The 12136-nt window shown below is 68.2% G+C and carries 12 protein-coding genes; 10 read left to right on the top strand and 2 right to left on the bottom strand.

Annotated features, from left to right (window positions below; translation table 11 throughout):
* Positions 1-4: 4 nt before the first annotated feature.
* Genes ctaD through FIU83_RS09045 form a run of 3 tightly spaced genes read left to right on the top strand, consistent with a single transcriptional unit; the run spans position 5 to position 3122 of the window.
* On the top strand, positions 5-1636 hold the full coding sequence (ctaD, locus tag FIU83_RS09055; protein ID WP_152483751.1) for a cytochrome c oxidase subunit I: 1632 nt from the start codon (positions 5-7) through the stop codon (positions 1634-1636).
* A gap of 29 nt (positions 1637-1665) precedes the next feature.
* The gene (locus tag FIU83_RS09050) at positions 1666-2262 is read left to right on the top strand and encodes a cytochrome c oxidase assembly protein (protein ID WP_152483750.1); all 597 of its coding nucleotides are present in this window, start codon (positions 1666-1668) and stop codon (positions 2260-2262) included.
* Complete coding sequence (locus tag FIU83_RS09045; protein WP_152483749.1) at positions 2259-3122, top strand: cytochrome c oxidase subunit 3; 864 nt, start codon at positions 2259-2261, stop codon at positions 3120-3122. Before FIU83_RS09050 ends, FIU83_RS09045 begins: the two co-directional genes overlap by 4 nt.
* An 80-nt stretch (positions 3123-3202) precedes the next feature.
* On the opposite strand, the gene FIU83_RS09040 is transcribed toward FIU83_RS09045, so the two are convergent.
* The gene (locus FIU83_RS09040; RefSeq protein WP_152483748.1) at positions 3203-3397 is read right to left on the bottom strand and encodes a DUF2909 family protein; all 195 of its coding nucleotides are present in this window, start codon (positions 3395-3397) and stop codon (positions 3203-3205) included.
* On the opposite strand from FIU83_RS09040, the gene FIU83_RS09035 reads away from it, so the two are divergent.
* From FIU83_RS09035 to cyoE, 4 genes are read left to right on the top strand one after another with little or no spacing between them, the layout of a single operon-like run.
* Complete coding sequence (locus FIU83_RS09035; RefSeq protein WP_253939418.1) at positions 3387-4139, top strand: SURF1 family protein; 753 nt, start codon at positions 3387-3389, stop codon at positions 4137-4139. The two genes, FIU83_RS09040 and FIU83_RS09035, sit on opposite strands and share 11 nt — an antisense overlap.
* Positions 4136-4723 carry a hypothetical protein gene (locus FIU83_RS09030; protein WP_253939417.1) on the top strand — a complete coding sequence of 196 codons (588 nt, stop codon included), beginning with the start codon at positions 4136-4138 and terminating at the stop codon, positions 4721-4723. Before FIU83_RS09035 ends, FIU83_RS09030 begins: the two co-directional genes overlap by 4 nt.
* A complete protein-coding gene (locus tag FIU83_RS09025) occupies positions 4710-5792 on the top strand; it encodes a heme A synthase (RefSeq protein WP_152483746.1) in 1083 nt (360 codons plus the stop codon). Before FIU83_RS09030 ends, FIU83_RS09025 begins: the two co-directional genes overlap by 14 nt.
* Positions 5785-6705, top strand: a complete 921-nt coding sequence (gene cyoE, locus FIU83_RS09020) for a heme o synthase (protein WP_253939415.1) — start codon at positions 5785-5787, stop codon at positions 6703-6705. The genes FIU83_RS09025 and cyoE overlap by 8 nt, the downstream gene beginning before the upstream one ends.
* Before the next feature lie 92 nt (positions 6706-6797).
* Here the strand turns inward: cyoE and FIU83_RS09015 are convergent, their stop codons facing one another.
* The gene (locus FIU83_RS09015; RefSeq protein ID WP_152483745.1) at positions 6798-8255 is read right to left on the bottom strand and encodes a DASS family sodium-coupled anion symporter; all 1458 of its coding nucleotides are present in this window, start codon (positions 8253-8255) and stop codon (positions 6798-6800) included.
* Positions 8256-8438: 183 nt separating this feature from the next.
* Between FIU83_RS09015 and FIU83_RS09010 the strand changes: the two genes are divergently transcribed.
* From FIU83_RS09010 to thrS, 3 genes are all read left to right on the top strand, one after another.
* Complete coding sequence (locus FIU83_RS09010; RefSeq protein WP_152483744.1) at positions 8439-8906, top strand: DUF2489 domain-containing protein; 468 nt, start codon at positions 8439-8441, stop codon at positions 8904-8906.
* Positions 8907-9180: 274 nt separating this feature from the next.
* Positions 9181-9993 (top strand): OmpA family protein, encoded by an 813-nt coding sequence (locus FIU83_RS09005; protein WP_152483743.1) that lies wholly within the window; start codon positions 9181-9183, stop codon positions 9991-9993.
* A gap of 212 nt (positions 9994-10205) precedes the next feature.
* The gene (thrS, locus tag FIU83_RS09000) at positions 10206-12104 is read left to right on the top strand and encodes a threonine--tRNA ligase (protein ID WP_152483742.1); all 1899 of its coding nucleotides are present in this window, start codon (positions 10206-10208) and stop codon (positions 12102-12104) included.
* Positions 12105-12136 lie beyond the last annotated feature (32 nt).

The following is a 12136-nucleotide window of genomic DNA, read 5'->3' as shown; positions in this document are numbered from 1 at the left end:
TCCGATGGCTTCCCAGCTGCCTCCCAAGCCGACTCTGCAGCACAGCACCACCACCGCCGGCGGCATGGCCGAGGCCGGTCATGCCCGGCCGCGTGGACTGATGCGCTGGCTGTTGACCACCAATCACAAGGAGATCGGCACTCTTTACCTGCTCTTCTCCCTGACCATGTTCTTCATCGGCGGCATCTTCGCCCTGGTGGTGCGCGCCGAGCTCTTCCAGCCCGGCCTGCAGCTGGTACAGCCCGAGTTCTTCAACCAGATGACCACCATGCACGGCCTGATCATGGTGTTCGGCGCGATCATGCCGGCCTTCGTCGGCCTGGCCAACTGGATGGTGCCGCTGCAGATCGGCGCTCCCGACATGGCCCTTCCGCGGCTCAACAACTTCAGTTTCTGGCTGCTGCCGGTGGCCTTCCTGCTGCTGCTCTCGACCCTGCTGATGCCGGGCGGCGGCCCGAACTTCGGCTGGACCTTCTACGCGCCGCTCTCGACGACCTACGCGCCGCCCTCAACGAGCTTCTTCATCCTGTCGCTGCATCTCGCCGGCATCAGCTCGATCCTCGGCGCCATCAACATCATCGCCACCATCCTCAACCTGCGGGCGCCGGGGATGCGCCTGATGGACATGCCGCTGTTCGTCTGGACCTGGCTGATCACCGCCTTCCTGCTGATCGCCGTGATGCCGGTGCTCGCCGGGGTGATCACCATGATGCTGATGGACATCAACTTCGGCACCAGCTTCTTCAATGCCGCCGGCGGCGGTGACCCGGTGCTCTTCCAGCACCTGTTCTGGTTCTTCGGGCATCCCGAGGTCTACATCATGATCCTGCCGGCCTTCGGCATCGTCTCGGCGATCATCCCGACCTTCTCCCGCAAGCGCCTGTTCGGCTACGCCTCCATGGTCTATGCCACGGCGGCCATCGCGATCCTCTCCTTCATGGTCTGGGCGCACCACATGTTCATCGTCGGCCTGCCGCTGGTGGCCGAGCTGTTCTTCATGTACACCACCATGCTGATCGCGGTGCCGACCGGCGTGAAGGTCTTCAACTGGGTGGCGACGATGTTCCGCGGCTCGATCAGCTTCGAGCCCCCCATGCTCTTCGCCCTGGCCTTCGTGGTGCAGTTCACCGTGGGCGGCTTCTCGGGGCTGATGCTGGCCATCGCCCCCGCCGACTTCCAGTACCACGACACCTACTTCGTGGTGGCGCACTTCCACTACGTGCTGGTGCCCGGGGCGCTCTTCGCGATCCTCGCCGGCGCCTACTACTGGCTGCCCAAGTGGACCGGCCACTACCCGAACCTGCGCCTCTCGCAGTGGCACTTCTGGCTGTCGGTGATCGGCGTGAACCTGACCTTCTTCCCGATGCACTTCTCGGGGCTCGCCGGCATGCCGCGCCGGATCCCGGACTACGCGCTGCAGTTCGCCGACTTCAACCTGGCCTCGAGCCTCGGTGGCTTCCTGTTCGGCGCCTCGCAGCTGCTCTTCGTGCTGGTGATCATCAAGTGCGCCCGCGGCGGCGAGAAGGCGCCGGCCAGGGCCTGGGAGGGCGCCGAGGACCTGGAGTGGAGCGTGCCGAGCCCGGCACCGCTGCACACCTTCGAGACGCCCCCGACGTTTCACCCCCGGGAGCACTGAGCGAGCCCCGCCGGGCGCAGGAGGCAGCCATGAGCAGCCGTGACGATCAAGCCGCAGGCCGGGAGGGGGTACGGCGCACCGTGACCCGCACCCTGGTGGTGCTCGCCGGCATGTTCGCCTTCGCCTTCGCGCTGGTGCCGCTCTACGACGTCTTCTGTGACCTGACCGGCCTCAATGGCAAGACCAGCGCGCGGGCCCAGCCGCTGGTCGAGCAGGAGGTCGACGCCTCGCGCACGGTCACCGTGCAGTTCATCACCCGAGGCAGCCAGGGCCTGCCCTGGCACCTCGAGGTCGACACTCGCCAGATCCGCCTGCATCCGGGTCAGCGCGAGGAGGTGTTCTTCACCTTCCGCAACAACGGCGATGCCACGACCCGTGCCCGCGCCGTACCCAGCGTCTCGCCGTCGGAGGCCTCGCTGCACCTGCGCAAGCTGACCTGCTTCTGCTTCCAGGAGCAGCAGCTGGCGGCCGGCGAGGGCCTCGAGGCCCCCCTGGTCTTCCAGCTGACCCGCGACCTGCCGCGCGACATCAAGACGGTGACCCTGGTCTACACCCTCTATCCCGTTTCGACGACGCCGGCCGATATCACGCGCTCGGCATCGATCACAGAAGGAGACAGCGCATGAGTGGTGGCAGCTACTACGTACCGGAGTCCAGCAAGTGGCCGATCCTGGGGTCGCTCTCGCTGGGAGCGTTGATGATCGGCGCAGGGACCCTGCTGGTACACGGCCTGGCGGGGATGCCGGTGATGGTCGTCGGCCTGCTCGCCATCCTCGCGGTCATGACGCTGTGGTTTCGCGACGTCATCCGCGAGTCCCGGGGCGGGCTCTACGACGCCCAGATGGATCGCTCGTTTCGCTGGGGGATGGGGTGGTTCATCTTCTCGGAGGTGATGTTCTTCGCGGCCTTCTTCGGCGCGCTCTTCTACGTGCGCAATTTCGCGCTGCCGTGGCTGGACGGGGAGGGCGCCAAGGGCGTGGCGTCCCTGCTGTGGCCCGACTTCACCGCGTCCTGGCCGCTGCTCAACCCGCCGGACGCCAGCATCTCTGGCCCGAGCGAGACCTTCAGCCCCTGGCACCTGCCGCTGGTGAACACCCTGATCCTGGTGGGCTCCAGCATCACCCTGACCATCGCCCATGAGGGCATCAAGGAGGGCTTTCGCGACAGCGCCCGCTTCTGGCTCACCGTCACGGTGCTGCTGGGCCTGACCTTCATCACCGTGCAGGGGGTCGAGTACTACGAGGCCTATGCCCACTACGGCATTACCCTGCAAGCCGGGATCTACGGTGCGACCTTCTTCCTGCTCACCGGCTTCCACGGCCTGCACGTGATCATCGGCACGATCATCCTGGCGGTGCTGCTGTGGCGCGTCAATCGCGGGCACTTTACCGCGGACGATCATTTCGCCTTCGAGGCGGGGGCCTGGTATTGGCACTTCGTCGACGTGGTGTGGATCGGGCTCTTCACCTTCGTCTATGTCTTCTAAGCGCGTGTCTTTCAAGCGTGAGTCTTTTGAGCGCGTGTCTTTCACCGGCGGGACGTCTGGGGGCGAGCCGTCTGAACGCGTCAGGCGCCGAGGTCGCCGAGGTAGAAGCCGTAGCCCAGCAGGACCAGCAGCAGTGCGGCGAGGCCCACGCGCCACTTGAGCGAGACCAGCACGCGGCGGGAGCGTCCCCCGTCTCGGATCAGGAAGCCGGCGCCGGCGGCGAGACTGATCACCATGGCGAGAAAGACGAGAGCAATCATTATCTTGAGTAACATTCACGGCTCCATGAAAGCGTCGGCCTCGACGCGGCATCGTCGCCCTGTCACGGCGCGTCGGCTCGGCTGGTGGGGGTTCTGGTCCTGCCTGGTGATGCTGGGTCTCGCCCTGGGACTATGGCAGTGGGAGCGGGCCGACGACAAGCGCGACTACCTGGCGCGCCTCGAGGCGGCGCCGCGGCTGATATCGCCCACCGAAACTCCGCCGCCCGGCGCCCGGGTCGTGCTGCGTGGGGAGTACCTGGCCGATGAGACGCTGTTTCTCGATAACCGTACCCACGAGGGGCGCCTGGGTGTGGCGCCCCTGACCCCCTTTCGTGACCGGCAGGGCCAGCTCTGGCTGATACAGCGCGGCTTCCTGTCGACCGGCACGACGCGAGATGACCCGAGCATCGACACTCCCGCTGGCGAGGTGCGGCTGGAAGGCCGCTGGCAGGCCTCTGGAAACGCGGCCCCGCTCTTCGGCCCCAACCGCGAAGGCAATCGCCTGCAGCGCATCGACCTCGCCGCCTGGGGGCTCGGTCAGGGCTTCGCCCATGCCGGCTGGCTGCATCTCGAGCAGGGGCCCGGTCATCTCGTCTCCTGGTGGCAGCCGAGCGTGGTGCCGCCGTCACGCCACCTGGGCTATGCCGTGCAGTGGTGGGGGCTCGCCCTGGCGGCGCTGGTCACCATGCTGGTGGGCGCGCGTCGCCTCGCGCGTTCCGAATCGCTCTCCTCCCCGAGCAAGGAGTCTTCCCGATGACCCATACCGGACGCCAGCGCCTGAAGCTGCTGGCCCTCTTCGCGATCTTCGCCCTCCCGGTGGTGCTGGCCTGGGGGATGGTGCAGTTCCGGCTGGGCATTCCCGAGGGGCGCACCGCCCACGGTGAGCTGGCGCCCGGGCTGCCCGATCTGGCGCAGTGGCCGCTGACCGGGGTGGAGAAGGAGGGGGCGAGCGACTGGCTGCTGGTCTTCGACTGCGGCGAGGCCTGCGACGACGCGGCCGATCGCTGGTGGCGCCTGCACCGCGCCCTGGGGCGCGAGGCCGACCGGGTGAGCCGTCTGCGCATCGGCGGGAGCGCCGGGCCGCTGCCCGGGGCCGCCGTGACGCAATGGACGCACGCGGCCGAGTGGCGTGGCGACCATCGCCTGTGGATCCTCGATCCCGAGGGGCGGGTGGTGCTCGGCTACGGGGCCGGGGTGGCGGCCGGCGACGTGCTGAGCGACCTGCGCCGCCTGCTGCGCCTCAATCCCGAGTCGCCCCTGGCGCAGTATGCCAACCTTGAGGACCCATCGGAGGCGGGGGGCGTCGCGGCCGCCGGGGAGGGTGCCGATGATCGTGGCTGATCGCGTCGAGCGCCTCGAGGCCCGTCGCCGCTGGCTGGTGCGCCTGAGCCTCGCGGGGACCCTCTTCACCGCGCTGGTGGTGCTGGTGGGGGCCTGGACACGGCTGGTGGATGCCGGCCTCGGCTGCCCCGACTGGCCGGGCTGCTACGGGGCCCTGGTGGTGCCGGACGCCGAGCGCGCCCTGGCGCACTCGCCGGCGGTGCCGCTGGAAGCCGCCAAGGCCTGGGTAGAGATGGTGCACCGCTACCTCGCCTCCCTGCTCGGGCTGCTGGTGATCGCCCTGGTCGTGCTGGGCGCCCGCTGGCGTCGCGAGGTGGGCTACCCGTGGCGCGTCAGCCTGGTCCTGCTGGCCGTGATCCTGATGCAGGGCGCCTTCGGGGCCTTTACCGTGACGCTTCAGCTGTGGCCCCAGGTGGTCACCCTGCACCTGCTGGGCGGGCTCAGCGTGATGGTGCTCTTCCTGTGGCTGCACCTGCGCCTGCGACGCTTCCGGCCGGGCGAGCATCGGTGCATCCGTCTCCGGGCGCTGACCCCGCTGTGGCGGCTGGCGCTGGTGCTGCTGGTCGCCCAGCTGGCGCTGGGCGGTTGGACATCGAGCAACTATGCCGGGATCGCCTGCCAGGGCTTTCCCACCTGCAACGGCGAGTGGTGGCCGCGCCTCGACTGGAGCGAGGGCTTCCACCTGACCCAGACCGTGGGGCCCAACTACCTGCACGGGCAGCTGCACGCCGAGGCGCGCAGCGCCATCCAGGTCGGGCATCGGCTGGGCGCCCTGGCCCTCGGCCTCGGCCTGCTGCTGCTGGCGGTGCGCCATCGCCAGGCGGCCGGCATGCGCCCCTGGTGGGGACTGCTGGTCGCCACCGTCGTCGCACAGATCGCGCTGGGGGTCGCCAATGTGCTGGCGTGGCTGCCGCTGTGGCTGGCGCTGCTGCATACCGCCGGAGCGGTGGCGCTGGTGGTGGCCATGACGCTCGCCCTCTGGCACTGGCGCTGGTCGAGCGCGGCACAGGAGCAGGGCACGCCGGAAGCGGGAAACTCGGTAACGAAGAAGGAGTGGGCTCATGTCTGAGATCGTGATGGAACGGGCGGCGGTCGGCCAGCTCGCCGGCTGGAGCTGGCGAGATCTCTACACCCTGTGCAAGCCCCGGGTGGTGGCGGTGATGCTGGTCTGCACCCTGGTCGGCATGCTGCTGGCCGCGCCCATGCCCGGGGCGGAGACGGTGCTCTTCGGCCTGGCGGGGATCGGCCTGGCCGCCGGGGGCGCGGCGGCCTACAACCATGTGGTCGATCGGCGCCTCGATGCCATGATGCTGCGCACCGCGGGCCGGCCCCTGGCGACTCAGCGCCTGCCCACGGCGCTGGCGCTTGGCTGGGCGACGCTGCTCTCGGTCAGCGGCATCGGGCTGCTGGCCTGGCAGGTCAACCCGCTGACCGCCTGGCTGACCCTGGGCTCGCTGATCGGCTATGCGCTGATCTATACCGCCTTCCTCAAGCACGCCACGCCCCAGAACATCGTCATCGGCGGGGTCGCGGGGGCGGCGCCGCCGCTGCTCGGCTGGACGGCGGTCACCGGCCAGCTCGGCCCCGAACCGCTGCTGCTGATGCTGATCGTCTTCGCCTGGACGCCGCCGCATTTCTGGGCGCTGGCGATCCACAAGCGCGACGAGTACGCCCGGGCCGGCGTGCCGATGCTGCCGGTCACCCACGGTGAGGCCTTCACGCGCCTGCAGGTCTGGCTCTACGGCTGGCTGACGGTGGCGGTCACGCTGCTGCCCTTCGCCATCGGCATGAGCGGGGCGCTCTACCTGGTCGGCGTGACGGCCCTCAACGCCCGCTTCATGATCTGGAACTGGCGGGTCTGGCGCGGCCGGGACCCGCAGGCGCCGCTGGCGGCCTTCTGGTTCTCCATCCGCTATATCCTCGGCGTGTTCGGCGTGCTGCTGCTGGATCACTATGCCGCGGCCTGGCGGTGGCTCGGCTGAGTCGACGTCGGTATCACCCCTTGTCGGTATCACCCTTTAGAGAAGAGCCCGGCCAAGGTGGCCGGGCTCCGTCGTGATCGGGGGCAGCCTCTCTACCAGAGGCTGACGATCAGGCCGTAGGCCATCAGGGTCACCACCAGGGTGCTGATCAGGTTGAGCATGAAGCCGGCGCGGATCATCGACTGGATCTTCATGCGGCCGGTGGCGAAGACGATCGCGTTGGGGGGCGTGGCCACCGGCATCATGAAGGCGCAGCTGGCGGCGATGGCGGCGGGCACCGTGATCAGCAGCGGCGAGATGTCCAGCGACAGCGCCAGGGCGCCGAGCAGCGGCAGGAAGGCGGCCGCGGTGGCGGTGTTGGAGGTCACCTCGGTAAGGAAGATGATCACCAGCACCACCACCCCGACCATGGCCAGCAGCGGGAAGGCGCCGAAGATGCCGAGCTGCTGGGCGATCCACTCCGCCAGCCCCGAGCGGCTGATGGCCCCGGCCAGCGCCAGGCCGCCGCCGAACAGCAGCAGGATGCCCCAGGGAAGCTCCTTGGCGGCGTCCCAGTCCATCAGCCGCTCGCCATCATCCTGGCCGGCGGGCACCAGGAACAGGGCGATGCCGGCGATGATGGCGATGCCGGTGTCGGAGAGCCAGTCGAGCCCGGCGTCGTTGAGCAGCGGCCGCAGCATCCAGGTCACCGCCGCCAGCAGGAAGATCACGCCGACGCGACGCTCCGGGGCGCCGATGGGGCCGAGTCTCGCCAGTTCGTCGCGCACCATCTCGGCGCTGTCGTCGCCGACCCGCAGGTCGAAGCCGCGGCGGGTCAGCCACCACCAGGCGCTGGCCATCATGGCCGCGCTGATCGGCAGGCCGATCATCATCCACTGGGCAAAGCCGAGGTCGATGCCGCGATCCTCGGCCAGGTAGCCGGCCAGCAGGGCGTTGGGCGGGGTGCCGATCAGGGTGGCCACGCCGCCGATGCTGGCGGAGTAGGCGATCGCCAGCAGCAGCGCCGTGGCGTAGCGGTTGAGCTCCGTCGGGTCGGCGTCGTCCAGCAGGCTGACCACCGACATGCCGATGGGCAGCATCATGATGGCGGTGGCGGTATTGGAGACCCACATGCTGAGAAACCCGGTGGCCAGCATGAAGCCGCCGATCTGGCGGCGCGGCTGGTGGCCGACCACGCGCAGGACATGCAAGGCGATGCGCCGATGCAGGGACCAGCGCTGCATGGCGATGCCCAGCAGGAAGCCGCCGAGGAAGAGGTAGATGATCGGGTTGGCGTAGCTGGCCGCGGTCTCCTTCATCTCGCCGATGCCGAGTGCCGGGACCAGGGCCAGCGGCAGCAGCGAGGTGGCGGGGATCGGGATGGCCTCGGTGGACCACCAGGTGGCCATCAACAGCGCCAGGCCGACGCAGGCCCAGGCCGGGTCGGACATGCCGGTGGGGGCCGGCAGCAGCAGCGTCAGGAGCACCCAGATCGGGCCCAGCCAGAGGCCGATACGAGCGGAGAAGGCAGGGCCCGTGGGCGTGGCGTGAGGGGTGTCGGGGGTAGGCATCGTCGTTCCATCGTCTCATGCGCATTGGGTGAGGCGCGATTCTACGCAAGATGGCCGGCGGCTGCCGAGTTCCGGTCGCCCAGGCGGCTCCGGCGCCTGGCCGGGCCGTCGGAACGATTTCGAGCCGCGGCGAGCGCCGTGTAGAATGATCGTTCCTGACACGCATCGACACGGGACATGCCCATGAACTCGACCCTGGCGCTCATTCTCCTTGGCCTGGGACTGGCGATCATCGCCGGCCTCGGGGCCTATGCCTTCACGCTCTGGAAAGAGGTGCGGCGGCGGCGGAGCTTTCGAGAAGAGGAGCTGCGGCGTGCCCATGAGAATTGCCTGGAGAACCTCGAACTGGTGGCCTCGGCGCTGGCCCAGGAGCAGGTCGATATCACCGAGGGGTCCTGGCGCTGCAAGGTGCTGCTGGAGATCCTCGACCAGGACCTGACCCAGCGCCCCGATTTCCAGGCCTTCGACGAGGTGCACCGCCGTACCAAGCACCTGCATACCCATGCCGCGCGCAAGGCCCTGACCCCGAAGGCAAGGTTCCAGGAGGACCGTGAGCGCCTGGCGGTCGAGGACGAGATGCGCGATTCGGTGCTCAAGGCCGCGGCGGCGGTGATCGAATTTCGCCGCGGCTGGCCGGATAGCCTGCACTGAAGGAAGTGGGTCACGCGGCCTGGCTGGCCGACGATTCGACGATTGCAACCGTGCGGGGTCTGCGGCAAGCTGGCGCCATCACGTCGGCGGCTAATATGCATCGGACGCCCTGGCCGTCGCGTTCGGAACTGGCCGAGAAAGTTGTAAGATGCTTTCTTGGAAGGTGCAGGAAGCGGTTCGGGGGCCGCTTCCCTCGGTTCATTCCTCGGAACCCCCTGGCCACGGCAGCCCCTGCCGTCTGCGCCGGGATGTCGCTAAGAAGAAGGAGTCTTGCATGAAAAAATCAACGACTGGTCTGTTGCTTGGTTCCGCGCTGGTGGTCGGGCTCTCCGGCTGTGCCAGCTCGGGTTCCTCCTCCAGCATGGAGAGTGGCGCTTCCTCTGACCGTGCCTGGTACCAAACGCCCTTCGTCTGCGGGCTCGCCGGCGGCGTGATCGGTGGCGGCCTCGGCTATGCGACCAGCGGCGAATCCGACGAGGACACCGGGGCGGCCATCGGCAGCACCGCCGGTGCCACCATCGGCGCGATGCTGTGTGCCGAGCCCAACCGCACGCCGGAGCCGGCGCCGCGCGACACCGATGGCGACGGCGTCTTCGATGCCGACGATCAGTGCCCGGGCACACCGGCCGGCGTGGCCGTGGATGCCGTGGGCTGCCCGCTGGACTCCGACGGTGATGGCGTGCCGGACTACCAGGACCAGTGTCCGGGCACCCCGGCCGGTGCCGAGGTCAACGCCCTGGGCTGCGTGGAAGACCTGGTGCTGCGCGACGTCAACTTCGAGTTCGACTCCGCGACCCTGACCATGGGTGCCGAGGATATCCTCGACGGTGTCGCCGAGAAGCTGATGGCCAACGAGAACGTCCGCGTGCGTATCGAGGGCCACACCGACGCCGTGGGTAGCGACAGCTACAACCAGGACCTCTCCCAGCGTCGCGCCGACTCCGTCGCCGACTACCTGGCTGGCCAGGGCGTTTCCATGGAGCGCATGCGCACCATCGGCTACGGCGAGTCCCAGCCGGTGGCCAGCAACGAGACCGATGCCGGCCGTGCCGAGAACCGTCGCGTGGAGCTGGGCGAGTGGGAGTGATCCTGCCCTGACCCGAACCGCCGCCCCGACTGCCGGGGCGTGACGCGAGCACGAGAGAAGGCGCCCCTGGGGCGCCTTCTCTCGTTTCGGCCCTCTCCCCGTGGCGCCCCACGGGGCGCTTCTGCTAGGCTAGGCGGCTTTCAGACCACGACCATTCGTCTGGCGACACGTGATCCCTGGTATGGATCACCACTGCGCACAAGGAAGCCTTCATGCCCATCGTGACCCTGCCCGACGGCAGTCAGAGAACCTTCGACGAACCCCTGAGCGTCATGCAGCTGGCCGAGAGCATCGGTCCCGGACTCGCCAAGGCCTGTGTGGCCGGCAAGATCGACGGCGTCCAGGTCGATGCCGCCGATATCATCGACCACGACGCCGAGGTGGCGATCCTCACCGCCCGCGATGCGGAGGGCCTCGAGGTCATTCGCCACTCCTGCGCCCACCTGATCGGCCATGCCGTCAAGCAGCTCTATCCCGACGCCAAGATGGCCATCGGCCCGGTGATCGACGACGGGTTCTACTACGACGTCGACTTCGGTCGCTCGGTGACTCCCGAGGACCTCGAAGCCATCGAAGCGCGCATGAAGGCGCTGATCGATCACGAGTACGACGTGGTGCGCGAATACGTCGATCGCGACGCGGCCATGCTGGCCTTCCTGCACCGCGACGAGCCCTACAAGCAGGAGATCGTGCGCGGCATTCCCGAGGGGGAGACCATTCGTCTCTACCATCACGAGGAATACGTCGACATGTGCCGGGGCCCCCACGTGCCCAACACCCGGCACCTCAAGGCGTTCAAGCTGACCAAGCTGGCCGGGGCCTACTGGCGCGGCAACGCCGAGAACCCCATGCTGACCCGCATCTACGGCACCGCCTGGGGCGACAAGAAACAGCTCAAGGCCTACCTCAAGCGCCTCGAGGAGGCCGAGAAGCGCGACCATCGCAAGCTGGCCAAGAAGATGGATCTCTTCCACCTCCAGGAAGAGGCCCCGGGCATGGTGTTCTGGCACCCCAACGGCTGGACGATCTATCAGGCGCTCGAGCAGTACATGCGCCGCGTGCAGATCGAGCACGGCTACCAGGAGATCAAGACGCCCCAGGTGGTGGATCTCTCGCTGTGGAAGGCCTCGGGGCACTGGGGGCACTACAGCGAGCTGATGTTCACCACCGAGTCGGAGAAGCGCGAGTACGCGGTCAAGCCGATGAACTGCCCCTGCCACGTGCAGGTGTTCAACCAAGGCCTCAAGAGCTACCGCGACCTGCCGCTGCGCCTCGCCGAGTTCGGCAGCTGCCACCGCAACGAGCCCTCCGGCTCGCTGCACGGCCTGATGCGGGTGCGGGGGTTCACCCAGGACGACGCGCACATCTTCTGCACCGAGGGGCAGATCCAGTCCGAGGCCGAGGCCTTCATCGCCCTGACCCTGCAGGTCTACAGGGAGCTCGGCTTCGACGACGTGGAGCTCAAGCTCTCCACCCGTCCCGAGGGCTTCATGGGCGAGCCGGCGCTGTGGGATCGCGCCGAGGCCGGCCTCGAGGCGGCGCTGAACGCCACCGGCCTGGACTGGGAGCTGCAGCCGGGCGAGGGCGCCTTCTACGGCCCCAAGATCGAGTTCTCGCTGCGCGACTGCCTCAATCGCGTCTGGCAGTGCGGCACCCTGCAGCTCGACTTCAACCTCCCCGGCCGCCTGGGGGCGCAGTACGTCGATGAGGACGGCGCGCGCAAGACGCCGGTGATGCTGCATCGGGCGATCCTGGGCTCCTTCGAGCGTTTCCTCGGCATCCTGATCGAGCACTACGCCGGCGCCATGCCGCTGTGGCTGGCCCCCCAGCAGGCGGTGGTGATGACCATCACCGATGCGCAGCGGGATTACGCCGTCGAACTGGTCGAACGGCTGCAGAAAGTCGGTCTGCGCGTCAAGTCGGACTTGAGGAACGAGAAGATCGGCTTTAAAATCCGTGAGCATACGTTGCAGAAGGTCCCCTATCTCCTGGTGGTGGGAGATAAGGAAGTCGAGTCCGACTCGGTGGCCCTGCGCACCCGCAGCGGCGAGAATCTCGGGACGATGACGGTGGATGCCTTCATCGAGCGGATTCAGACCGAACGGCAATAGCGACATCTTCCAAGCGATAGTGGAGACGGAAC

The sequence above is a fragment of the Halomonas sp. THAF5a genome (assembly GCF_009363755.1).
Taxonomy (GTDB): domain Bacteria; phylum Pseudomonadota; class Gammaproteobacteria; order Pseudomonadales; family Halomonadaceae; genus Halomonas.
This window is presented reverse-complemented; position numbering and strand designations above follow the sequence as displayed.

Excerpts from the sequence above, each read along its gene's own strand:
- ctaD (WP_152483751.1), top strand. The coding sequence starts at position 5 with ATGGCTTCCCAGCTGCCTCCCAAGCCGACTCTGCAGCACAGCACCACC.
- FIU83_RS09050 (WP_152483750.1), top strand. The coding sequence starts at position 1,666 with ATGAGCAGCCGTGACGATCAAGCCGCAGGCCGGGAGGGGGTACGGCGC.
- FIU83_RS09045 (WP_152483749.1), top strand. The coding sequence starts at position 2,259 with ATGAGTGGTGGCAGCTACTACGTACCGGAGTCCAGCAAGTGGCCGATC.
- FIU83_RS09040 (WP_152483748.1), bottom strand. The coding sequence starts at position 3,397 with ATGTTACTCAAGATAATGATTGCTCTCGTCTTTCTCGCCATGGTGATC.
- FIU83_RS09030 (WP_253939417.1), top strand. The coding sequence starts at position 4,136 with ATGACCCATACCGGACGCCAGCGCCTGAAGCTGCTGGCCCTCTTCGCG.
- FIU83_RS09025 (WP_152483746.1), top strand. The coding sequence starts at position 4,710 with ATGATCGTGGCTGATCGCGTCGAGCGCCTCGAGGCCCGTCGCCGCTGG.
- cyoE (WP_253939415.1), top strand. The coding sequence starts at position 5,785 with ATGTCTGAGATCGTGATGGAACGGGCGGCGGTCGGCCAGCTCGCCGGC.
- FIU83_RS09015 (WP_152483745.1), bottom strand. The coding sequence starts at position 8,255 with ATGCCTACCCCCGACACCCCTCACGCCACGCCCACGGGCCCTGCCTTC.
- FIU83_RS09010 (WP_152483744.1), top strand. The coding sequence starts at position 8,439 with ATGAACTCGACCCTGGCGCTCATTCTCCTTGGCCTGGGACTGGCGATC.
- FIU83_RS09005 (WP_152483743.1), top strand. The coding sequence starts at position 9,181 with ATGAAAAAATCAACGACTGGTCTGTTGCTTGGTTCCGCGCTGGTGGTC.
- thrS (WP_152483742.1), top strand. The coding sequence starts at position 10,206 with ATGCCCATCGTGACCCTGCCCGACGGCAGTCAGAGAACCTTCGACGAA.